Origin of the sequence: Corynebacterium pseudotuberculosis (genome assembly GCF_002155265.1) — a bacterium.
Lineage (GTDB): Bacteria > Actinomycetota > Actinomycetes > Mycobacteriales > Mycobacteriaceae > Corynebacterium > Corynebacterium pseudotuberculosis.
This window is the reverse complement of the sequence record NZ_CP021251.1, coordinates 1,057,692-1,079,834: the sequence shown is the minus strand read 5'-3', so window position 1 is coordinate 1,079,834 and position 22,143 is coordinate 1,057,692. Positions and strand designations below refer to the sequence as shown.

Below are 22,143 nucleotides of genomic sequence, written 5' to 3'. Positions count from 1 at the left end.
GACTCCTATGGATCGCCGTACTGCAGACTTCTGGAACACAGCTGATAACACTGCTGCCGAATACACACAGCTTATTTTGGAGCGCAAAGAATACGGCATGATCTCCCCAGCTCAAGGACCTTTTTGGAACCATCAGCCCTATCCAGTAAAAGTGGTCCCCGATGCCCTGTGCTTCCCGGTTCGCGCACACACCATGTCTTCTACGGACCTTGCTATCGCGCGCGCTATAGATGATTCCTTGTCCAGGACTCATTTACGCGCAGAAATCGACTGCAACTCTCCTACGCGTACCCGAACTGAAGTGCAATCTTTTCAGTGGTCACGTAATACCGCTTCAGGCGGGGGTCTATATCCAATCAATCTCTATCGCTACACGCCCTGCGGTAGTCATCTGCCTGCTGGCCTGTATGTGCTCAATCCCATCACAAGTCAATGGCAGCAGCTGATGAGTGGTGCCCTCCCACAAGACGTTTGGCCCTGCACTCATGGCGAGACATTGCTGGTTACCGTGGAATTCTGGCGTTCGGCGTTTAAGTACGGTGACTTTGCTTATCAAGCGACTTCGGTGGACGTGGGGATCGTTGTCGCGGCATTAGTTTCCCGGCTCGATGCCACTGTGGGGTCGGTAGCTATTGACTGGTCCCCCGACGAACACAAGCTTTCAGATTTCCTCGGTATCGATCCTCTCGATGAGGGCATATATTGCACAATCACCCTGCCACGCGATATCTCTTCAGATTTTTTTGTTCCCTCAGTCGATTCCTCTACTGAGGTCTCCCGCGCACACTCCGGAACAAAGCCTGTGCGCTTTCCCACCACTGTGGCTTTACAGAAACAACGGCTGGGGGAAGCCCCCAATATACGCGTGCCTTTTTCTGCAAAAAGAACTCTGGCACCAACGCCGGTAGCCATCAGGCGAGGTTCTAGTTCTTTTGGCCGTTATTCTGGGAAGGAAATCGGAGTTGATGTGCTCTCTCGTATGGTTCAGCGCGGTCGTGCCACCGCTGATTCCCTCTTAGGTGTTTCACCGGAGTCCGATCTTTTTCCCTGTGTCCATGTAGCTGCGTTATGCGTCAATGTCCAAGGTTTATCCCATTCACTCATACCCGATGTTCGGACGCATACCCCAGTATCTCCTGTACGCTTTTGCCCCCAGCTTCCTGAATTACTACTCAACACCTATCTGCTCAAGAACTATGATCCCCTGCGCAGCGCAGCAGTGTTGGTGTTGTGTGCGGATCTTCAGCAAATAGTCCTTGATTACGGGGCTTCTGGCTATCGATGGGCTTGCGCTGAGATCGGGTTTTATTGTCAGTCGGCTTACGCTGTTGCGGCCCAAGAACAGGTATCTGCGGGGGCGGTACTGGGCTTTGATGCTCGTTATCAACGCGATTACCTCGGTTTACCGGATAATCTCATCCCGGTCCTCAACATTCTTGTGGGCGTGGATCGACCTCATGCTCAGTGGAGGAACTCGTTACTATGACAAACATTTCTTGGAAGCTCCTCGACGAAGGTCTCGTTCGTAGCTGCAGCTTGCCGTACACGGCATTGCTCCAGCTTTATGACGTCCCCACCAATGCATTACTTACTGCGGATCTAGCCCGACGGCGCCAGTTAAAAGCAGCCTTCAAGTCCCTTGAAGCTACGGCGTGTCGGGAAGTCGCAGGATGCGTAGACGCAGTAGTGCGCCATAAGCTACTTGATCTTAAGCGAGCCGCACATCAACATGATGCGACAAAAATTCACACAGTACTGACCAAAATAAAAGCCGCGGGAATATCGTTGCCTGCTGCGGTACTGACTGCTGCCAATGCCGCAATCGCCGCTGCAGAGAATGTGCTGTCTCCAGAGGTACTGCGCGAATTGCTTCTGCATTCCACTAAACAAGAACGCGCGCTTCTGGGAAAAATCGTTAGAGAACAGGGAATCGATTCGGCAGTATCGGTTACGTCAGTCTCAGCAGCCAAAGCCATCCGGAATCTAGGCATAGACCATAGGATGTCTGCTAAGCAGCTGGCTCGCGCGCATCGCACCGCGCTAGGCTATGTGATCCGTAGCGCCACCCGGACAGTTCCTTTTTCTACTCTCTGTACAATTGCGCCTTTTCAGTTTTCCCCTGCCAGCGCTCACCTGAGCGATCCCCACATCCCCGCCGCCACGCAGGCTATTGCCCAATGGAATGTGTACGCCATGTCTCAGATTTTTTCTGCGATAAAACAGGACTTTGAGCTCATCGCCACACTCCCGATCCGGGTTAACCCTGACGCGTTATCTGAAGATGCACACTGTGTGCTGCCACGGTGCTCTGTTGAATATTTAGGACACGTCGGTGATCGAGACCTTGCTGTTTATCGGGAAGAGCGCCGGGTGGTGGATTCCCAGGGATTATTTGGAAAAGTTATGGCTTTGGCTGCAAGCGCTGCGGACAGCGGCGAATACACCTGCGGTCAGCTGGCAGCAGAGCTTTCCGGTTGCACAGGGTTAAGTGCCTCCCAAGCGCAGTGCATTGTGCTGGATGCCATCCGCATTTCGGCTTTAGTTGTTCCCGACCTAGATTTGTCTCCGTCCACAGCGGTTAGCCCTCAGCCGATAGTCGGGCACCTTGCACAAGGAACGGAAAAAGCCGTATCTGTCGCTCGGATTATTTCCCACATAGCAGCAGGATGCAAAGTGGTGGCGTCGATACGCGCCTTTGAGCTCAAACATGCTCAGGTTCTAAAACTCACACGCCTTTTAGAAAGTCTCAGGCAACTCGTCAACCCTGGCATCCCCGTGTTCCATACGTCTGTCTATGAAGATGGAGTGGGGAAAGCATCAACGGTTTCTGCCCACGTAACAGAGTCTTGCAACGCTCTTGATTGGAGTACTCTCGCGCACCTTGTGGATCTGCTTGATGTTAGGCAGGTAGAACGCTCCTTGTTTGAAAAGTTTGTGTCTGACAAATTTCCCCGTGGGGAGATCTGCCACAACGTGCCGGCGGTGGTAAATGGTTTTGTTTCTGAGGTTCTCACGCCTCTGAGACAAATTGACATTGAGGCAGTGAATGAAAACGATCTGAAATCCACTGCGGCTTTACCTCTAGGTAAGGCTTGGAAATGGATCCGTGCTCGGCGTCATTTCCTAGCTCGCATAGCCGCGGTGAGAAGTAATGCCGCTGGCCCCGTGGATGTACGTGCTCTTCTCAATGATTATCTTCCGCTCATGAGGTCTCGTACGTATCCATTTCGGTCTTTGAACGCCTACGTTCAGCAAGACGCTGAGGGAGAACTCGTGATTAACCGTACGCTCGGGGGACCAGGTTTTCCGTGGTCACGGTTTGCACACGCAATACCGGATTCCGCAGCTCATGCATGGTCCGAATTAGCAGATAGATCGTCTAACGCTGGAGTTCAGCTCGTAGAGCTAACGGCTGGCAAAGTAGTCTCCAACCTCAATGCCCATCCAGATACCTACCAGGCCTCCCTGATCATTCCAGGACATCCTAGGGAGTCCATAAAAACAAATGATATTCGTCTTGCAGACACCCAATTGACATATTGCGGGGCCAAAGGACGCTTACAGCTTTTCGACGCCCAAGGCACTGAGTTATTCCCCGCTTACATGGGGTACATCACCGACCGAGGCCTGCCATTATCTACACAAACTCTCATGCTCCTAGCGCCTCCCGCACATTGTTCCCTGGACTTTTTTCCTCCTCCAACTTCAGAGGTGGTGCGTCAGGCTCGCCTCCTTCTGGGAGACGTTGTCATAGCAAGGGAAAGCTGGATCTTTCCTGTTTTATCCGCATCTATGAATATCCCTGACAGCCTAGAAGAGTCCCTAGTGTGGTGGCGCACTATGTCCCAGCATCATGAGCTCCCCTCCTGCGGGGTACTGCGGACTTTTGATATCCGAGGAGGGGTGAATAAAGGGCAGTTTTATGATGCCCAGATCATGGGGACAATCCTTAACCTCATACGAACACTGCGCAACGCTCACTACGGGTTTGTCATTGAAGAATTCTTTCCCCGCATTAGTTCATCCGACGTAGCACAGGAATACATAGTCACAGGAACACACGACTCTTTGAAGGAGGGCATCTGATGCGTACCACAGACCCCTGGCTGGCATTTCATATTTTTTATGGAGAAGACCCCTCTCACCTACTCCGCGACTGCTTATTACCTTTTGCTCATGCTTGCGTTGCAGAGGGGCTGGTAAGACGCTTCTTCCATATGAATTACTGGCTCGAAGGCGCTCATGTTCGCTTACGGTTAGAGCTGTCCAGCCCTGCGGATCGTGAGCGCGTCATATATAAAGCGCATCACGCTATCCAGCCATGGATCGATGCCCACCCTTCTAGTGCTCCCCAGTTGTCCTTGCGTAATCCCGAAGGCTATCGGCGTCTTTTTGAACACGAATACCCTATGTCCAGGTTTTCTGATTACATCGATCAGGATGGCTTACCTCGCCTACAGCCAGATAACTGCATCCGAGAACGCTACTACGAGCGCGAATATGACCGCTATGGCGGGCCAGCAGGGATGTCACTTAGCCAAGACATTTTTCAAGCCTCCACATTGTTCGTCGAAAAGCTTTTGCGCTCTGGAGTTGTAGAAGCCCGCACCTCGCGTTTAGCCACAGCTGCTCTAGGAATGGTCTGCACCGCGCATACCTTTTTATCCTCCGACGAGTCCATAAGTATCTTTTGGGAGAGCTACCACCGTGGCTGGACTTCCTCTTTTTCCATCCCCACCAGCTACACTTCCCCCGCTGCACAACAAAAAATCGCAGCCGAGGCTCAGGCGCTCTCCCGCGCAGTCACGCCGTTCCGCGATGCATTACACCGCTATCCAGACGGTTCTTCCCTCCCCGAACCTTATGCAACTTTTACTCGGCATATGGCCTCTGTTGTTGAGAAACTCCATGCTGCTCATGCTGCTCAAGAGTTGGATTTTGGAGATTCTGTGGCGGAGGCTGGCCACACGTGGAAAGAAAATTCCACTTTTCTTCTGCGTTCTTATGTGCATATGACCAACAACAGGATGTCCGTCAATATCTCGGATGAGGCATATCTGGCTTATTTATTACAGAAGTTATATCGGGAGACGCCATGACCAGCATCCACGATCTCCATTTTGCCCCCGGCGCATCGTTAGGGCCTATCATCCACAGCCCTGATCGAAGTTTCGCTGTAGCACGTAATCCACAAGGAGAACTCAGCGAGCTAGGACCCCAGGCGTGGATCTTGTTAGACCGGTTCCGGCAGCGGGATAACGGAGTAAACGTGGATATGGGTATGCTCGATGTTCCTCATATTGCTAAGGCCATACGTGCCATGGAGCAACGAGGACTACTCACCGCGTCTACAGTTACGGATGCGATTTCCTATCCTGTTGGAGTGTTAGGGCGCCCCCGTGGGGGTTGGTTCGTATCTTTTGTCGCCATAGTCTTAGCTCTTGCTGCGGCAGCACTGGCCCTTATTATTTTTTATTCGGGATCTGCTTTTACTCAAGAAAATAGCGCGCCCACTATCACCGGGTTTTTCACAATTGTCACCGGTGTCCTTATTACCGTAGTCGCCCACGAATGCGCTCATGGCATCGCATTTTTTCTCCTTAGCGGAATTAAACCGAAACCATTTTCCACTAGGTCTTTCCCCCGCTATTTTTTCAGTTTACAGCTGCCCGGAATACTCGCAGTATCTTCCCGAATTGGCAGAGTTGCGGTACTCGTGGTTGGCCCGGCAACTACTCTCATCTTCACAGGTCTTGCCGTAATTCTTTATAACGAGGGGTTGCTTTCTCACGGTGCTTCTTGGCTACCCAGAATCTTATTTATAACTTTTATCGGTTCTCTTATACCCGTGCCCAATTCAGACGGAACAAAGATTTTGGAATCGATATCCAGAACCAATAATTTGCCAAAGTTTGCGTGGAATTTTGCGCGCAGAAAAAAAATGCGTTCAGATATATTTCAACAGCAAATCGTTATCATAATTATCATTTACATTTCCCTTTATCTGGGTATCATAATTTTATGGGCAATCATAGTGCTATTCTTTATAGTTTTCCCTGGCAGCCCATATCAGTAATCCAAGTGCACAACGTCCCATGAAAGGAGCACATCATCATGACAAACATGCAAAGGGACACCATGTCCGATCTCAACCTGGACTTGCTTTCAATGGAGATCGAGGGTCTCGAGGTAAACGACTACGTCGATGCTGATGACACCGCGTTCTTCAGCATGTGTTCGTCCACCACGTCCTCGTCTTCATGCATTTCCACCTCTTCTTCCTCCTCCTAGCTCCAAGCTTCCCCGCCGGGGAGCTGCCGGAGCACAGCGACTTCCCCGTTGTGCTCCGGTTCTGCATGCGACATGATTAGTGCTTCTTTACTCGCGTTCACTGCTTGTGCAGATACGCACGTGTCATACAAAACCAGCGCCCGCCGCCTCGCTGGTTTTTCCACCAAGCACGCCATAAAAATTCTCCACGAGGCGGCTACAGAATTAGGAGATAATTCACCGTGGGCAATCCACATGCTCACAGGCCAGATCTTTAAAGTTCCCCATGCCGTACCTGTTACAGATGCCGGATCTCAGAGACTGCCGCTGGAGGCTCTCGATTCAATAGTCAATTCCGCCCTCGATCCCGTCATGGGGGCGCTTGGCCCTGGCCATTCCGATCGAGGCTGGATTACGTCCGTTCCGTTTTCTGGGATAACCCGCATAAGAACCTCTCTCTGCAACCTCGATCTGACCTGGTCAGGGCAAACGGAATCCTTACACCGCAGCCGGAATATTGCCGCTCTGGAGGGACTAGAAAGATTATGCTGCGCCCATTCCCAAGGAAGAGCGATACTCAGCACAACTATTACGCTTCCGGGGAAAGCAGTACTCCCTGAACAGCTAGGATTCGGGCGCGACTTGCTCACGCTCAATAACAGCCTGGTCCCAAATTCCCCACGTGAGCCGCATATGTGGGTAGAAGGCCACAGCCTTCGCACTCAGGATTCTGTGTTCCTTCCCGCAGAATGCGTTTATTATGGCGACGTTCCGGCACGGCGCTGGGCTATTACTAATTCTTCTGGTTCCGCTATAGGGTGCTCACTCGCAGATGCTACCCATGCTGCGTGTCTTGAGCTCATCGAACGCGACGCCATTATATCCACATGGGTACGGTCGATCCCTACGCTGCCGCTTCTCCCCAGCGCCATTGCAGAGCTTTCTTCCCTACTCTGCCGCGCACGGATGCTTGGGCTCAGGATCCGACTTTCCCGTACCCATACCGACCTCGGTTTTCCAGTAGTTATCGCCGGCGTAGACGACGGCACAACGGTGTCCTTGGGATCGGCTTGCCGCGATTCCCTCCACGCCGCAGCTGTGGCCGCGCTTAATGAGGCCTGGGCTTTTTATCCCGAGCGACGGCGCGTCCACAATGCCGGTTTACCTGCTCCGAAACGCGTCCGCTCTGTCCTGGACCATGCAAATCAGGTGTCCCTTCCACAATGGGAAGGTCAAATAGACAGGCTGCTAGGCCCACATGAGCCACGTCCAACCTGCGTAAAGGGCAACACGCCAACTGCCACCACTGCCCTTGACGCGCTTATCGACGCCGGCTTTGATCCTATCCGTGTAAATACGACACTGCCTGAGATCCAAAAATATGGTCTCACTGCCGTAACTATCCTCGTCCCGGGGCTGGTCCCTATTGACTTTGGCTGGGACCGCCAGCGAGCACAATTCATGGAGCGTCCCGCCCAGCTATGCAGTCAAGCAACCGGCGGCATCATAAACCCCGTAGAAAAAACATGCCACCCCTTTGCGTAATTGCTCCGGGGCAGCACTATTTTATCGCTTTTGCTGGCGTTTCGACGCCACAAAGGCCAGCAGCGCAAACACGACAGCCCAAGCGGCAACGTTAGCCACGGCCCACCACAAAGGAGCAGAGACCAACATTCCATTCGTCGCCGCCTCTTCCGCACCAGCTATAGGAAAACGCGCTAATTTATTTACCCCGTATAGCGGCATGAATCGCGCCATGGATAGCAAAAATCCACTGAGCGGAATAAACATGTTGGACAAAAAGGCACAGATCAATACGCCAAAAGAAGCAATAGACAGAGCCGCCTCACCGCGAATGAGTAGCGCGATCCCCAACCCAAAAAGGGCAAAAGGCACCGCAGTAAGCCATGACGCCAAGAATGCCAAGGACCACCGCATATCGCCTTCTATCTGGGCTGTTGTTAGCGCACCAATGGCGTACACCACGATCACGGGAGCAAGGGAAACGATCAGCACTGTAAACACCTTGGTAGCAATATATTTCCCACCAACAAGGGGGGTCATCGCTAGCTGACGCCCCCAGCCTTTTTCTTGTTCCAGAGCAGAGGTTGCGGCAAGGCTCGTTGCCACTGTGACGGAACCATAGGCAGCCATCGATGCCATAACTGTCGCGCTCACGTTGCCATGCCCCAGCTTATTTCCCGCATAACTTTGGATGGCACCAAAGAGGATATACATTCCCGCTGGTAGCAAGATCGCAAATACCAGATTCGCTGGATTACGTACGATGCGCTTAACGTCTATGAGCCCAAACCGAATATTCATGCTGCATCCTTTTCATTACCATCGCGTGGATTAGTCAACTCAATAAATGCGTCTTCAAGCGATGTCGTTGAAACCAGCAAGTCATAGGCCGATGTGTGATTAAGCAGATATCGAGCAATGTCATCCGGCTGCGTAGTATCCAACGTAATTCGATCACCATTAACGCTTATGCCTTTAACCCCCGGCAAACCAGCAAGATCTTTCGCGGAAGCCCCCGGAACAACGGCGCTAACGGTGGCGCCTCGCACAGAAGCTCGGATCTTTTCAATGGGGCCATCAGCGACTATTTTGCCCTCGCTGATAAAAATGACGCGCTCCGCAAAATCATCCGCTTCTTCGATGTAATGAGTAGCAAACAGAATTGTGCGACCAGCGTCCGCTTCCTCCCTCATGATCCGCCAAAATTTCCGACGCGCCTCAACGTCCAGGCCCGCAGTAGGCTCGTCGAGGATAAGCACCTGTGGATCAGAGAGCATGGCCAAAGCAAAGCGTAATCGCTGCTGCTGCCCCCCAGAGCACTTTCCTACTTTTCTACGAGCGTAGCTGTCCAGATCCCAGCGCTTAATCACATCTTTAACTCGCCCCCGCACCCCATGCGCCGAGGCCACTGCTTGAACGGTCTCGCGCACTGTGAAGTCAGGCAGTAACCCACCAGATTGAAGCACCGCTTGACACCGACCAGAACACGTGGCTTTTTGGGGAGAGCCACCGAGGACTTTCACGTGCCCAGAGTCTGGCGAGCTAAGACCCAGGATCATGTCGATCGTGGTAGATTTTCCAGCGCCGTTAGGCCCTAGGAACGCAACGATCTGCCCCTGCGGCACACTAAAAGATACGTTATCGACAGCTACAAACCCACGTTGGCCGTGTCGATGAAACGACTTAGTAAGTGCGGAGACTTGGATAACTGGCGTATTCATAAACTTATATTAGACAATTAATTGCCTAATAAAAAGGGTATATGCCACTTAAAATAACAGGCTTTTCCCACCTACATAAAGAGTCTCGATTCACTTACCAAACTCTCGACTATGGTAGTCAGCCGCTGCTCCCTGTTCTCCTGAGTTCATCCTTGCCAGCATTTGGTTATAAGCCGCAAAATCTTCATCGTCATCCGACTCAATCCTCTCCTCGATCTCGCGTTCCGTTCGACGGTCCTCCTTCAGCCACTCCATAAACAGGGCTCCAAAAACGATGACTAACGGGAATGCCCCAGAGGCCCAGGCAATGCCACCACCAACATTTTGGTCATGCATCAGGTCCACCGTCCACGGCAAACCGAGCTGAGAATAAAAACCTTCTGCCAGGACTTTTGAAAGCTGCATAAGATACACGCCAAAGTACAGATGGAAAGGCATCGAGAAAACCAGCCAGCCAAGACGAGACAGCACCGAGTTATTCACCGGTTTGGGATCTCCGCCGATCATTTCCCAATAATAAATTGTCCCAGACAGCAAGAACACCCAGTTCATAGACAAGTGACCTGCATGCTCTGAAACCATAACCTCGTACCAAGGGGTGACGTATAAGAGATAAAAAATGGTGACAAATTGAATCGTATTAAACGCCGGGTGCATAAACACGCGCAGAGTCTTCGAATCGATAAATTGCTCTAGCCACTCCTTAGGCCCTGGCCGGTCAGGGGTTCCCGGCCGCAATGTTGCAAGCGCCAGTTGTAACGGATTACCCAAGACCAAAAAGACCGGGATTACCATGGACAGAACCATATGGGCAACCATATGCATAGAGAACATCGCTGGCATATATAGCCCCACGCCAGAACTCATGCAGAGGCTAAGGCTTATACTCCCCAGCAAGAACCAAAATGTACGTTGCCATTTCCACTGTTTCCCCTGCGCCCGAAGCCGTAGAAGCCCCACAATATATGCCACGGTAAGCGCGATCCCCAAGGTGGTAAACATAATGTCAAAACGCCAAACCGTCCACACATTCCAGAATGTTGGGGCCTTGGTGAGGTCATACCCCATAATGATCGACATCCGAGAAAGATCAGTCACCCTAGGCGGAGGCGGCGGTGTTCTTCCCAACGAGATAGCCACACCAATAATCGCAGCCATAACTAAGACTTCAACTATGGCAACGCGCGCAAAAAGCCCTCGATTATCCTCGCGTTTTTGAAGCTGGGGAACAGTAATTGCTCGATGCACAAATCCGAGAGCTGCCAAAACAATGGTGATCACAGCTTTAGCCACGATTAATCTGCCATACCCGCTAGTAAACAAGTCCCCCACACGCACTCGAATGGCCGCATTAATCACACCCGAGATTGTCATTGCTACAAGCGACCATAAGGCAACGTGAGAATAACGCGATACAGCAATGCCAAGATCCGGACCCAGGCGCCTGCCGTGTGCGATCAACGCCATGAGGCCGCCGACCCACAACAGCATGAAGAGTAAATGCCATAAAAGGGAGTTCGTCCCATAGTCGTGGTCTCCGCCGGCCGCCGAATGTCCTTCCAGACCTAGTGGAATGATCGTGGCGATTGCGCCGACAAACCATACGGGTTGAGATTTCCAGCGCTTACTCAGCAACGACAATCCCCCGACAACTCCAGAGATAATCGCTGTCCATAGCCAGGCAAGTACCGCCGGAACCTTCGCAATAGCAACCGGCCAATTATGCAGCTGTACTGTTTGGGAAAACGGCTGGCCGGAGACGTCGGAAAGCACAAGCGGAATCATGAGGATCGCAATAGCACCGAAACAAAGCACTGCAACCGAGCCGGTTCGTGCCGCAATATGCCCATCGACGCTCAGCTCCGCACGATCCAATGAGACGCTTGCGCGGGGAGAAACAAAAAAGGCTGAGAACATAAACGACCCCACGCCAAGAGCCGCAAGCATCCACCCAGCCGCGCGGAAGAATGGCAATCCCGCAGTAGTCAGTGGGCCGGGGTCAGGGATCCCCAATGCAGCCAGAGACTCACTAAGAAAGCCCCAGGAGATTAGCGTTCCCACCAAACCCGCAACAGCTAAAAAAGCAAGATACAACGGCCAGGTGACTCGAACCACAGGGGAGGAAGCATTCGACATGGTTTCTAGCCTAACCGTTTCTGTTTCAGCGGCACGTTTTAGACAGTCCCCAAGGAAAGACAACAAAAGCCAAGCAAGATGGAAGAGAATTCCAACAACGGACTTAACCCAACAAAAGTTTAACCTTCACCATATTAAGCGAAATAAATGAAACGAATTACAGTTGTGGGCCTTTGTTAAGCTATCCTACTTCTTAGTGCCACAGGCTGAATTGTCATACGGAAGGATATTTCCACGTGCATCCCTGCGTATCCCTTACGGACCGGGAAAATACTTCATTTAGGTCATATTCTTTGCGTTCCCTTAATCTCACTTGCTTTGGAATTCTTACCCATAGATTTATGGGCAGTTTTCTCAGGTCATAGCAGTCCGACGGTGTGTTGCACGTTGCTCCCAGCATCGAATACGCACAGGCACCCATAACTGAACATTTTGTAATGCACGGCCCCGCGGTGTGCTGCTTGGCTTTCAAAGCATCTTTTATAAGAGCGAGCCCGCCCCCGGCCAATAAAACTCGGTTTCTTGATCAGCAAGCGCCCTCAGAATTATCGCTAGCTAATCGACGCAGCCCCAGAGTGGAAGGTCATTGCACATGAGCAATCCAGTTCCCACAATCCAAGCGCCCCCCAAAGGCGTAGAATACCTCCACGGTGACACGGCGCCGCTACCCGTGGGCGTAAAAGACTCGCGCCCACTATCCCTCAAATCGCGCGTCATACTCATCATCATCGCTCTTATCGCCGCCGCAGGCTGGGGTGTTATTGCTTTCGCCCGAGGCGAAACGATCAACGCTGTGTGGCTTGTCTTCGCCGCAGTCGGGTCATACTTCATCGCCTACGCATTCTGGGCGCGACTTATTGAATACAAGGTGGTTCGGCCGCGTGATGATCGCGCGACTCCAGCTGAATACATTAACGACGGGAAGGACTTTGTTCCTACAGATCGTCGCGTGCTCTTCGGCCATCATTTTGCCGCTATTGCCGGCGCCGGCCCGCTGGTGGGCCCTGTCATGGCAGCTCAGATGGGCTATCTTCCAGGAACCCTCTGGATCGTTCTCGGTGTAATTTTCGCCGGTGCTGTACAGGACTATCTTGTCCTTTGGGTTTCTACACGTCGTCGCGGCCGTTCACTCGGCCAAATGATCCGCGACGAGATGGGAACCGTAGGCGGCGCTGCGGGCATCTTGGCCGTTATTACCATCATGGTCATCATCATCGCGGTTCTCGCTCTTGTTGTGGTTAACGCACTTGCAGACTCCCCATGGGGCGTGTTCTCCATTTCCATGACTGTCCCAATCGCAATCTTCATGGGCATTTACATGCGCTATATCCGGCCAGGGCGAGTGACCGAGGTTTCGGTTATCGGTGTGGTTCTACTACTCCTTGCCATCATTTCTGGCGGCTGGGTAGCTTCCACCGAGTGGGGCACAGACTGGTTCACATGGTCCAAGGTCACTCTGGCCTGGGTTCTCATCGGCTACGGCATCGTGGCGGCTATCTTGCCCGTGTGGTTGCTCCTTGCTCCACGCGACTACCTGTCTACCTTTATGAAGGTCGGCGTGATCGCGCTCCTAGCTATAGCCATCGTGATTAACCGGCCAGAGGTCCATATGCCTGCGATCACCGATTTCGCGCGCAACGGCAACGGCCCGGTCTTTGCCGGTAACCTCTTCCCCTTCCTCTTCATCACTATCGCCTGTGGTGCGCTATCTGGCTTCCACTCGTTGATTTCGGCAGGAACAACGCCGAAATTGATTGAAAAGGAATCACAAATGCGTGTGATTGGCTATGGCTCGATGCTCATGGAGTCCTTCGTAGCAATCATGGCCCTCATCACGGCAGTGGTTATCGATCGCCACCTCTACTTTATTATGAACTCCCCGGCTACCCTTACCGGGCTTGATCCGACGCAGGCAGCAGCCTTTGTAAACGGGCTCGGGCTTCCAGGCGCCGGCGTCACCGCCGATGCGCTTACCCAAGCCGCAGAGGCCGTAGGCGAAAGCACCATTATCTCTCGTACCGGTGGCGCACCAACTCTAGCTTTCGGAATGTCGCAAATTCTTACGGACATCACCGGCAATGCTGGAATGCAATCTTTCTGGTATCACTTTGCCATCATGTTCGAGGCGCTCTTCATTCTCACCACTGTCGACGCCGGCACCCGCGTAGCCCGCTTTATGATGACAGATACGCTAGCCAACATCCCCGGACTCAAAAAATTTGCAGATCCAAACTGGACCGTAGGTCATTGGCTTTCTACAGTCATCGTATGTGCGCTCTGGGGTTCCATCCTCCTCATGGGAGTCACCGATCCCTTAGGCGGTATTAACGTCCTCTTCCCGCTCTTTGGTATTGCAAACCAGCTTCTTGCTGCTGTCGCGCTCTCGCTCGTTGTCGTGGTAACCGTTAAGAAGGGCCTTCTCAAATGGGTCTGGATCCCTGGCCTACCACTGCTCTGGGATGTTGCAGTCACCATGACCGCTTCTTATCAGAAGATTTTCTCTGACAATCCCGCCATTGGATACTGGGCTCAGCACACTCGTTATAAGAATGCACTCGCAGAAGGAAAGACCTCCTTTGGCACTGCAAAATCGGTAGAGGCCATGGAGGCTGTTGTTAGGAACACCGCAGTTCAGGGCTTCCTCTCCGTACTTTTCGCAGTACTCGTGATCATCGTTCTCATCGCCGCTACTGTAGTCTGTATTCGTGCCGTGGGAAAGATTAAACGTGGTGAGGAAGTCCATACTTCTGAAGAACCATTCCATCAGTCCAATATCTTTGCACCAACGTCACTTGGCACTTCTGACGTAGAAAAAGTACTGGTCAAGGCTTGGAATGAATACGATCCACCTAAAGCACACGCCCATAGCCACCACTAGCATTCACTAGCGAGGAACGATGGAGACTCTTTCAACAGCGCTGCGCTGGGCAACAGCCCCGCTACGTTACTGGGGCGAGGTACTCGGAGAAAAAGACTACGAAAAATTCGTAGCCCACCGACGAGCCCACCATCCCCATGAATCGATTCCCAGCGAACGAGAATATTGGCGTCAACGTTGGGCAGAGCAAGATGCCAATCCAGGCTCCCGCTGCTGTTAGCGTCCATTAAGGGCAGGACGAAAAAGATAGGTCGGGACGCAATTCTCGACCTATCTTTTATCCCCACCTCCTCAACTATGAGGAAAACACACACCGTAGTATTATTTCCATCAATGCCTCCGTAGCTCAGTGGATTAGAGCAGTCGGCTTCTACCCGATTGGTCGCGGGTTCGAATCCTGCCGGGGGCGCGTTTATAGGCCCCGCCTTAACAGTATTTTCACTGTCAAGGCGGGGCTCATGCATTGTGTTCTTTTGCTATCTTTTGGCTTCATAAGTAATGCAAAGGCACGCTCACAATATTGTGAGCGTGCCTTTGCATTACTTATTTAAAAGCCCCTCTTAAGAGCACTTCTTCCACGGAAGAAGCCGCTCAAAACGAGTGCATTGTTGTTGCTTTGATTGTTCTTTTCCTGTGCGCTCTCGACCAGAGCGCTCCTTTGGTTGCCTCACAATAGGCAGTGGTTCCTCTGGAATCACAGGTGCTGGTTCTGTTTCTAGAATAGGCAGGTCTTCTTCCGGAGAGAGGGAATCACTAGGATTCAACTCAACTGGCACGGGGTCAGCAGAAATAGGCTCAGGCGTCTTTTCTACAACAGGCTCTGTAGCCACAGGCTCCGTAGTTTTGCTTGGCTTAGGGCTGCGACGTACATCGTCACAGTTGCGGCCACTGCGGGCTGCAACGGCACAAACCGCAGCGTGGGCGTCGATAAGCCCTGCTCCCATTCCGTGGGCAGTCTTTCGCTGTCCCGCGCCGGGCTCTGCGGTGTAGCGACGTGCCGTGTCACGGAGGATGCGCTCAATCTCTTCTGGGCTAATCGTGGGATCGGTGGCCTTCATCAAAGCAATAACGCCGGAAACCACAGGCGTAGCCATAGAGGTGCCCTCCATATAGGAATATCCGCTAGCCTCAGCCCCACGCAGACCGCGGTTAACGGTGGAAAGGATGCCACCGCCCGGGTTGTGATTGCCAAAGGCCGGGTGCATATTCCCTCCCGGCGCGCCGATAACAACGTTGCGCCCAAAGTTAGAGTAGACAGCCCGGTGGCCTTCCGGGCCCGTAGCACCCACAGTAATCACACCGCTGCATGATGCCGGCTGGACATTTTCGGTCGACTGATCCTCGTTGCCGGCAGCCACAGCGATTGTTGCACCGCGAGATAATGCACGATCGATGGCATTTTGGTAGATAGGCATACAACGAGACTGCCCGCCAAGTGACAAATTGATTACGTCAGCGGGATTATCGTTTCGCGGAACCCCGGGGACTTCTTCTCCGGAAGCCCAGACGATCGCATCTGCGATGTCGGAGGTATAACCGCCGCATCGCCCTAGGGCACGAACGGGGAGAATTTTTGCATTAGGAGCAACACCAGCAACACCCTCATGATTGTCTGTGACTGCCGCTGCAATACCTGCCACGTGAGTGCCGTGCCAGGAAGAATTTGTGGCCCGAGAGTTACGTCCACAGGCGCCTTGATAAGTCCAGTCCCCCATATCAGTTGGGTCGTTATCGCGACCATCGTGGTCTTGGGAGATCTTGGGGTCAGAGATCATGTCATAGCCAGGAAGGACCTTGGAATTAAGATCAGCATGGCGTGTAATCCCCGAGTCGACCACAGCGATGACTGTCTCAGCACCGTCTGCGCCCGTTGCCCACGCCTTATCTACGTTGGCACCAAACTGGTCAAAAAGGTGCCATTGGAACTTATAGTGTTCATCATTGGGCTCGGCAAGAGAAGCGGAATACTGAACGCGGTCAATATCTGCATACGCAATTTCCGCTTTAGACTCGAGGGCGCCACGCAGGGAAGGGATTCTTTCTGCGGGAACAGGCGGGTCTAGCTCCACAACGTAGGAGCCATCGAACATCTGGCGAACAAAAGACGCATCAGAGGAAAATTCTTTAACAATCTTATCTAGAATTTTCATCCGTTTAGCTTGGTCTAACGTCGTCATTCGGTTAAACGTAACGATGAATCGAGTAGCGGGAGCCTCACCAGCGGGAGCAGCACTTTGGCGCTGGACAACAGCGAGGGAATCATCAGGCTCTTCAACGGACAAAGCAGGGGCGGCAGCAGCAACGAGGGATACACAAGTTATGGCAGCGCATGCTACAGATACGCCACCGCTGCGTGAGAATACGGTTCTTGAGGGATGAATTTTCACTCACGGAATTATAACGAGATGAAAGAAAATCAATTCGAAACTTTTCCTAGGGAAAATTCTTCCGCAGCAATCACACACCAAACCCCACCGTCGCTTGACAAGACTCATTTGATTCTTAGCTTTTATCTATGCAAACTTCCCCTATTAGGGTGAGTGCAATTTCACGGACATCAGATAAAACGTTCAACCATACTCATTTCTCCCCTTTTATATTCACCTGTGCACATTCACACTATTCATCACTCAGCTAAGCAAAGAGGGCTAGGTTGGAACACATGACTACTCAATCGCGTTCTATCGTGGTCCAATCCTCCGACGCTGGAGAAATAACCACTCATATCCTTCCAACCGCCGAGGAACACATAGCTGATGGTGACGTGCTCATTCACGTTGCTTATTCCTCCCTCAATTTCAAAGACGGCATGGCACTTCGCGGAGATCGCGGCGTAGCCCGCACTTTCCCTTTAGTCCCCGGCATCGATGCCGTTGGGACAGTACTGGAATCTGATTCCGAACGGTTCCAACCAGGCGATAAAGTCATTGCCAATGGCGCAGGAATCGGGGAATTCCGACACGGTGGATACACCAATCGGCAACGTATTCATGCCATATCCACAGTGCATCTCCCCGCTAATTTTTCTATGCACCAAGCCGCGGCCATTGGAACAGCGGGATACACAGCAGCTCTCTCCGTGAACGCACTTATACAACACGGGATTCTCCCCGATCATGGCCCCATCTTGGTCACCGGAGCCACCGGTGGCGTGGGATCAATCGCCATCCTGTTATTACACAAACTTGGATATAACGTTGTCGCAGCGACTGGCCGAGTAGAGGAATACTCAGAGTATCTTCTAGGCTTGGGCGCAGATTCCATCGTGGATCGAAAAGAACTGAGCGAAAAGGGCAAGCCACTGCAGCGCGCCATATATGCGGGTGTTGTCGACTGCGTGGGATCCCACACCCTGGTCAACGCTTGCGCTCAAACCAAGTGGGGCGGAGTAGTTACGGCGTGCGGTTTGGCCCAAGGGGCGGATTTACCGGGCACGGTTCTTCCTTTTATTCTTCGTGGAATATCACTCGTTGGAATCAATTCCGTTGATGCACCTCTGGAGCATCGCGAAAAGGCTTGGGAATTACTATCCCAGACACTAGACACAGAAGCCCTGGATGCCATGACAACCACTATCGGGCTAGACGATGTCATTGATGCCGGTAAAGCCCTGATGAATAATCAGCTTCACGGCAGAACGGTAGTCGAGATCGACTAACAACACTAGGGCGAGGGTTCTTGTAGGCGTTAGACCATATGACGTCTACAAGAACAGTGATGCTGCCGACGCACGTAGTATGGATGGAACACTCTGTGCGCTTTCCAACTAATATTCAGGAGAACTACCGTGGCATTACCTTCCCCCTCTATTCATGCACGAGCCGTAGTTACTGGCGCCAGCCAAGGAATCGGACGTGCAATAGCCAAGGATCTCGCCCGCATGGGACACAACCTCGTCGTGGTGGCCCGCCGCCGCGATGTTCTGGAACAGCTAGCGGAAGAGCTGGAGCACGACCACAGCGTTAAAGTGGATGTTATGGCCTGCGACCTTGCCAACCCTCAGGAGCGAGCAACACTCATCAGCGAACTCCAGGGCCTAGAAGTTAACATCATTATCAACTCCGCTGGAATCGCAAGCTTTGGGCCTTTCATCGACCAGGATTGGTCGTATGAAGACAAGCAGTTTGAGCTCAACGCTCGGGCAGTCTTTGAGCTCACTCACGCAGTACTTCCCGGCATGATCGAGCGCGGCACTGGAGCTATCTGCAACGTTGGCTCGGCTGCCGGAAATGTTCCCATCCCTAACAACGCCACCTACGTGTTCACTAAAGCAGGGGTCAACGCCTTTACCGAGGCGCTCCACTACGAGCTCCGCGGCACGGGCGTAGCATGCACACTGCTAGCACCCGGCCCCGTACGCGATGCAGTCATCGACGACGCCGAAAAATCCATCGTGGATAAGGTCGTACCCGATTTCCTATGGACCACCTACGAGTCCTGCTCACGAGAAACTCTCGCAGCACTTGCCGCAAACTCACGCCGAGTGGTCCCGGGGCCTTTATCAAAAACTATGAATGCAATTTCCGCAATTGCCCCGACTGCAGTGCTTTCACCATTGATGGGCTGGTTCTATAAAAAACTAGGATCATAAACCCCAGTGCATCTTCAGCCGATCTTGCGTCAATTCGTGGTTAGAAACAGCCTCTTGCTGCCACAATGACGCAAGATAAGAGTACCTTAGAAAACATGTCTGATACTCCTGCTAAAAATGATCGTCTCGTTTGGATAGACCTTGAGATGACAGGTCTTGATACGCATCGCCACGTGATCGTCGAAGTTGCCGCGCTCATCACAGATGCAGATCTGAATATTCTTGGCGAGGGAGTGGACCTTGTTGTGCATGCCACTGACGCTCAGCTTGCAGAAATGGATGACTACGTTACCGCAATGCACGAAAACTCCGGCCTGACGCAGGAGATTCGATCCTCTACCGTTTCCATCGAGGAAGCCGAGGACGCTGTCCTTGAGCTCATAGCCAAGCACTGCGACCCGCAACATCCAGCACCCCTGGCAGGCAATTCCATTGCGACCGACAGGAGCTTTATCAACGCCTATATGCCGAGACTGGACAACGCTCTGCATTATCGCATGGTCGATGTTTCCTCCGTGAAAGAGCTTGCCCGACGTTGGGCGCCACGCGTGTATTTCAACCAACCGCAAAAGGGCATGGCACACCGCGCACTAGCAGATATCATCGAGTCTATTCGGGAGCTTGCATACTACCGTCGAGCACTCTTTAAAGAGGATCTCACTACTTCCGAATGCAACGATGCTTCTACCCAAGCAACACAGTCCTACCAGCAGTTTTTGCAATAATAGATTTGTGAGTTAATATTGTCCTCGCTGCTTTGAAGCGGCGATGGTGGCTGTAGTTCAGCTGGTAGAGCACCAGGTTGTGATCCTGGGCGTCGCGGGTTCGAGCCCCGTCAGCCACCCCAATAAGCTCCCTGACTATTCTTAGTCAGGGAGCTTTTGTTATCCGATACAATCACTGCATGCTTAACGCTCGGATCCATATTGCCGTGCCCACGGCCTTCCATCACGATGAGTCCCTCAACATCGAGTCCACTTTGGCCCACGCAGATTGGCTTATCAGCCAAGGTATTACATCAATCCTCTTCGGAGGTTCCACTGGCGAGCAGCACAGCATGGATGCTTCTGAAAAACATGCCTTATACGATGCGGTGAACCAGCATTCTTGGGCCCCTGAGATTGAGATACTTGTTGGCGTTGCTGCCATCCGTCAGCGTCACGCTGTAGACCTGGCCGCCTACGTAGCGTCGCTAAGCCGGATTGATGGCATTTTATTGGGATTCCCGCCCTATGTGCGGCCCACCCAAGAACAGGCGCGCCGCTATGCAGCAGCCGTAATCGACGCCGTCCGTAAGCCCACAATTATCTACAACCACCCAGAGCGCACCGGTTTCGACGCAAGCGCCTCCACGCTTGCCCAGCTATGCATGCTGGCACACGTTATCGGCATCAAGGATCCGGGAGGAACACGCAAAATCGATGAGGTAGCGCAAGAGCTCACGCCCTTTAAAACCCGTTATTACGCCGGCGGCGAAGTCAACATCAATTCCCGTGTAACAACCGGTTTTACCTATCTTTCCTCCATCGCGGGCAATATGGCACCAAAGGAGACCGTTGAATGGTTTGAGGCTTTAAGAAGAGGCCTTGAGCCCCCTCATGATGATCTGCTGTCCGAGTTGGTGTCCAAGATCAAAGGGGAAGCACCGATTCAGACGCTTAAGGATTACATCACCGACCACGAGGGCATTGATATGGGAGTGTGCCGGGCGCCGCTTGGCGGCGTGGATTAGACACGATAAACAGAAGGCCCCGCAGTTCACAGAACTACGAGGCCTTGAAAACATTAGATATTCGAGTTTCCGGCTTTCCATGTTGGCCAGTCGATATTCCAATCCCCCAGCCCGTCATAGCCGCTGAGGTAACCCCCGACTGTGTTGCGCACGGTGACGATGTCCCCTCGCTTAACAAAGTTCTGGAACCATTGCGCGTTTTCCGTGTTCACGTTGATGCAACCATGCGACGTATTGGAATTACCCTGAGCAGAGACAGACCACGGCGCCGCGTGCACGTAAATACCGGAATAGGACATCTGCGTGGCAAATTTCACGTCCACACGGTAACCGCCTTCTTTATGAGAAAGCCCATAGGATTCTGAGTCCATCACCAAAGAGGGATTCTTATCCCCAATGGTGTAAATCCCATTCGGGGTCGGCCACTTATGTGCGCCCATCGATATAGGCATCGAGCGCACAGCCGCACCGTTGTGATAAACGGTCATGGTCTTTGTCGCATCATCGGCTACCGCCTCAACCCTGTCGCCTATGGTAAAAGTCGCAGAATTGTCGTTATCTCCGTAAACGCCCTTGCCCAGGTCCTTGCCATAAAGCTTGGCGTCTACAGTGACCTTAGTACCTGGGGCCCAGAAGCTCTCCGGCCGCCATCGGACCTCGTAGGGGCTAATCCAGAAGAATGCTCCTTCAACAGCAGGCTCAGTGATCACTTTGATCGAATCCTCCACGGCTTTTCGATCATTCACAACTGCATCAAAACGCATCGCGATGACCTGCGCGACCCCCACGACCGATCCATTAAGGGGAGCTAAGGAACCAAATGCCTGCGCCGCGGGCGAAACCGTTTGAAACTCCGTAGTGGAAGATTCCCCGTTCTTGTCTTTGGCCACAATGGTGTAGGAACGATTAAAGCCCAAAACCTCAGTGGTAAGCCATGAACGTCCGTCGGCAGAAATCTTACCCTGGACCTCTTTGCCGTTCTCATTAGTCATGGTCACGTTTTTCAGGCCTTCGCCCAACGATTTAACCGTGACAAATATGGAAGGGTTCACCCCTGTTTCCCCATTATTCACGCTGGCTATAGGCGCAAGCTTCTTTTCTTCCTGCCGCGAAGACTGCTCACCGTGCCCCGGTCCTGCCCCATCCCCCTTAGTAGATATCGTGCACCCAGCCATCAACAACGAAAACCCCAATACCGTCGCCGCTACCCCGATATAGGATCGCTTGGATACCCTTTTGGCCACTATTTTCCTTCTTCTCTTACAACCACAACGCGCGCCACAAGCTCTCT

The 22,143-nt window shown here is 52.5% G+C and carries 17 protein-coding genes and 2 tRNA genes; 14 read left to right on the top strand and 5 right to left on the bottom strand.

All coding sequences use genetic code 11. The features are described from left to right. The first annotated feature begins 7 nt into the window (after positions 1-7). The 6 genes from CpATCC19410_RS05075 to CpATCC19410_RS05050 all read left to right on the top strand — a co-directional run bounded on the left by CpATCC19410_RS05075 (position 8) and on the right by CpATCC19410_RS05050 (position 7,815). Entirely contained in the window at positions 8-1,486 is a 1,479-nt protein-coding gene (locus tag CpATCC19410_RS05075; RefSeq protein ID WP_013242480.1) for a nitroreductase family protein, read from the top strand. Continuing rightward, positions 1,483-4,086 (top strand): lantibiotic dehydratase, encoded by a 2,604-nt coding sequence (locus CpATCC19410_RS05070; RefSeq protein WP_013242481.1) that lies wholly within the window; start codon positions 1,483-1,485, stop codon positions 4,084-4,086. Before CpATCC19410_RS05075 ends, CpATCC19410_RS05070 begins: the two co-directional genes overlap by 4 nt. Further along, entirely contained in the window at positions 4,086-5,099 is a 1,014-nt protein-coding gene (locus CpATCC19410_RS05065) for a thiopeptide-type bacteriocin biosynthesis protein (RefSeq protein WP_013242482.1), read from the top strand. Before CpATCC19410_RS05070 ends, CpATCC19410_RS05065 begins: the two co-directional genes overlap by 1 nt. Continuing rightward, positions 5,096-6,076: a hypothetical protein gene (locus CpATCC19410_RS05060; protein WP_013242483.1), complete on the top strand. Its 981-nt coding sequence runs from the start codon at positions 5,096-5,098 to the stop codon at positions 6,074-6,076. Before CpATCC19410_RS05065 ends, CpATCC19410_RS05060 begins: the two co-directional genes overlap by 4 nt. Before the next feature lie 38 nt (positions 6,077-6,114). Next, complete coding sequence (locus CpATCC19410_RS05055; protein ID WP_014300888.1) at positions 6,115-6,291, top strand: thiazolylpeptide-type bacteriocin; 177 nt, start codon at positions 6,115-6,117, stop codon at positions 6,289-6,291. 72 nt (positions 6,292-6,363) lie between these two features. Beyond that, entirely contained in the window at positions 6,364-7,815 is a 1,452-nt protein-coding gene (locus CpATCC19410_RS05050) for a YcaO-like family protein (RefSeq protein ID WP_013242484.1), read from the top strand. 21 nt (positions 7,816-7,836) lie between these two features. Here the strand turns inward: CpATCC19410_RS05050 and CpATCC19410_RS05045 are convergent, their stop codons facing one another. The 3 genes from CpATCC19410_RS05045 to CpATCC19410_RS05035 all read right to left on the bottom strand — a co-directional run bounded on the left by CpATCC19410_RS05045 (position 7,837) and on the right by CpATCC19410_RS05035 (position 11,651). Continuing rightward, positions 7,837-8,595 (bottom strand): ABC transporter permease, encoded by a 759-nt coding sequence (locus CpATCC19410_RS05045; protein ID WP_013242485.1) that lies wholly within the window; start codon positions 8,593-8,595, stop codon positions 7,837-7,839. Next, positions 8,592-9,515, bottom strand: coding sequence for an ABC transporter ATP-binding protein (locus CpATCC19410_RS05040; RefSeq protein ID WP_013242486.1), 924 nt, complete (start codon positions 9,513-9,515; stop codon positions 8,592-8,594). The genes CpATCC19410_RS05045 and CpATCC19410_RS05040 overlap by 4 nt, the downstream gene beginning before the upstream one ends. Positions 9,516-9,605: 90 nt before the next feature. Beyond that, positions 9,606-11,651, bottom strand: a complete 2,046-nt coding sequence (locus CpATCC19410_RS05035; protein WP_014401334.1) for a bifunctional copper resistance protein CopD/cytochrome c oxidase assembly protein — start codon at positions 11,649-11,651, stop codon at positions 9,606-9,608. A gap of 592 nt (positions 11,652-12,243) precedes the next feature. On the opposite strand from CpATCC19410_RS05035, the gene CpATCC19410_RS05030 reads away from it, so the two are divergent. From CpATCC19410_RS05030 to CpATCC19410_RS05020, 3 genes are all read left to right on the top strand, one after another. Then, entirely contained in the window at positions 12,244-14,529 is a 2,286-nt protein-coding gene (locus tag CpATCC19410_RS05030; protein WP_014367488.1) for a carbon starvation CstA family protein, read from the top strand. A 19-nt stretch (positions 14,530-14,548) separates the two neighbouring features. Beyond that, the gene (locus CpATCC19410_RS05025; RefSeq protein ID WP_014401336.1) at positions 14,549-14,749 is read left to right on the top strand and encodes a YbdD/YjiX family protein; all 201 of its coding nucleotides are present in this window, start codon (positions 14,549-14,551) and stop codon (positions 14,747-14,749) included. A 115-nt stretch (positions 14,750-14,864) separates the two neighbouring features. After that, positions 14,865-14,938: transfer RNA gene (locus CpATCC19410_RS05020), tRNA-Arg, on the top strand. 151 nt (positions 14,939-15,089) lie between these two features. Here CpATCC19410_RS05020 and CpATCC19410_RS05015 read toward each other — a convergent pair. Further along, the gene (locus CpATCC19410_RS05015; RefSeq protein ID WP_013242489.1) at positions 15,090-16,916 is read right to left on the bottom strand and encodes a S8 family peptidase; all 1,827 of its coding nucleotides are present in this window, start codon (positions 16,914-16,916) and stop codon (positions 15,090-15,092) included. 275 nt (positions 16,917-17,191) lie between these two features. Here CpATCC19410_RS05015 and CpATCC19410_RS05010 point away from each other — a divergent pair, with 275 nt between their 5' ends. From CpATCC19410_RS05010 to CpATCC19410_RS04990, 5 genes are all read left to right on the top strand, one after another. Further along, a complete protein-coding gene (locus CpATCC19410_RS05010; RefSeq protein ID WP_013242490.1) occupies positions 17,192-18,187 on the top strand; it encodes an MDR family oxidoreductase in 996 nt (331 codons plus the stop codon). A gap of 129 nt (positions 18,188-18,316) precedes the next feature. Further along, positions 18,317-19,120, top strand: coding sequence for a mycolate reductase (gene cmrA / locus CpATCC19410_RS05005; protein ID WP_013242491.1), 804 nt, complete (start codon positions 18,317-18,319; stop codon positions 19,118-19,120). A 65-nt stretch (positions 19,121-19,185) separates the two neighbouring features. Beyond that, positions 19,186-19,845, top strand: a complete 660-nt coding sequence (orn, locus tag CpATCC19410_RS05000; RefSeq protein ID WP_013242492.1) for an oligoribonuclease — start codon at positions 19,186-19,188, stop codon at positions 19,843-19,845. 46 nt (positions 19,846-19,891) lie between these two features. Then, positions 19,892-19,967 (top strand) — tRNA-His (locus tag CpATCC19410_RS04995). 57 nt (positions 19,968-20,024) lie between these two features. Continuing rightward, positions 20,025-20,852, top strand: a complete 828-nt coding sequence (locus tag CpATCC19410_RS04990; protein WP_013242493.1) for a dihydrodipicolinate synthase family protein — start codon at positions 20,025-20,027, stop codon at positions 20,850-20,852. A 53-nt stretch (positions 20,853-20,905) separates the two neighbouring features. On the opposite strand, the gene CpATCC19410_RS04985 is transcribed toward CpATCC19410_RS04990, so the two are convergent. Continuing rightward, positions 20,906-22,096: a L,D-transpeptidase gene (locus CpATCC19410_RS04985; protein WP_014300895.1), complete on the bottom strand. Its 1,191-nt coding sequence runs from the start codon at positions 22,094-22,096 to the stop codon at positions 20,906-20,908. Positions 22,097-22,143 lie beyond the last annotated feature (47 nt).

What these genes read in the sequence shown, in the direction of transcription:
- CpATCC19410_RS05025 (WP_014401336.1), top strand. Translation starts at nt 14,549, where the DNA reads ATGGAGACTCTTTCAACAGCGCTGCGCTGGGCAACAGCCCCGCTACGT.
- CpATCC19410_RS05070 (WP_013242481.1), top strand. Translation starts at nt 1,483, where the DNA reads ATGACAAACATTTCTTGGAAGCTCCTCGACGAAGGTCTCGTTCGTAGC.
- CpATCC19410_RS05060 (WP_013242483.1), top strand. Translation starts at nt 5,096, where the DNA reads ATGACCAGCATCCACGATCTCCATTTTGCCCCCGGCGCATCGTTAGGG.
- CpATCC19410_RS05035 (WP_014401334.1), bottom strand. Translation starts at nt 11,651, where the DNA reads ATGTCGAATGCTTCCTCCCCTGTGGTTCGAGTCACCTGGCCGTTGTAT.
- CpATCC19410_RS04990 (WP_013242493.1), top strand. Translation starts at nt 20,025, where the DNA reads ATGCTTAACGCTCGGATCCATATTGCCGTGCCCACGGCCTTCCATCAC.
- CpATCC19410_RS05065 (WP_013242482.1), top strand. Translation starts at nt 4,086, where the DNA reads ATGCGTACCACAGACCCCTGGCTGGCATTTCATATTTTTTATGGAGAA.
- CpATCC19410_RS05040 (WP_013242486.1), bottom strand. Translation starts at nt 9,515, where the DNA reads ATGAATACGCCAGTTATCCAAGTCTCCGCACTTACTAAGTCGTTTCAT.
- CpATCC19410_RS05010 (WP_013242490.1), top strand. Translation starts at nt 17,192, where the DNA reads ATGACTACTCAATCGCGTTCTATCGTGGTCCAATCCTCCGACGCTGGA.
- CpATCC19410_RS05050 (WP_013242484.1), top strand. Translation starts at nt 6,364, where the DNA reads ATGATTAGTGCTTCTTTACTCGCGTTCACTGCTTGTGCAGATACGCAC.
- CpATCC19410_RS05030 (WP_014367488.1), top strand. Translation starts at nt 12,244, where the DNA reads ATGAGCAATCCAGTTCCCACAATCCAAGCGCCCCCCAAAGGCGTAGAA.
- CpATCC19410_RS05055 (WP_014300888.1), top strand. Translation starts at nt 6,115, where the DNA reads ATGACAAACATGCAAAGGGACACCATGTCCGATCTCAACCTGGACTTG.
- orn (WP_013242492.1), top strand. Translation starts at nt 19,186, where the DNA reads ATGACGCAAGATAAGAGTACCTTAGAAAACATGTCTGATACTCCTGCT.
- CpATCC19410_RS05075 (WP_013242480.1), top strand. Translation starts at nt 8, where the DNA reads ATGGATCGCCGTACTGCAGACTTCTGGAACACAGCTGATAACACTGCT.
- CpATCC19410_RS05045 (WP_013242485.1), bottom strand. Translation starts at nt 8,595, where the DNA reads ATGAATATTCGGTTTGGGCTCATAGACGTTAAGCGCATCGTACGTAAT.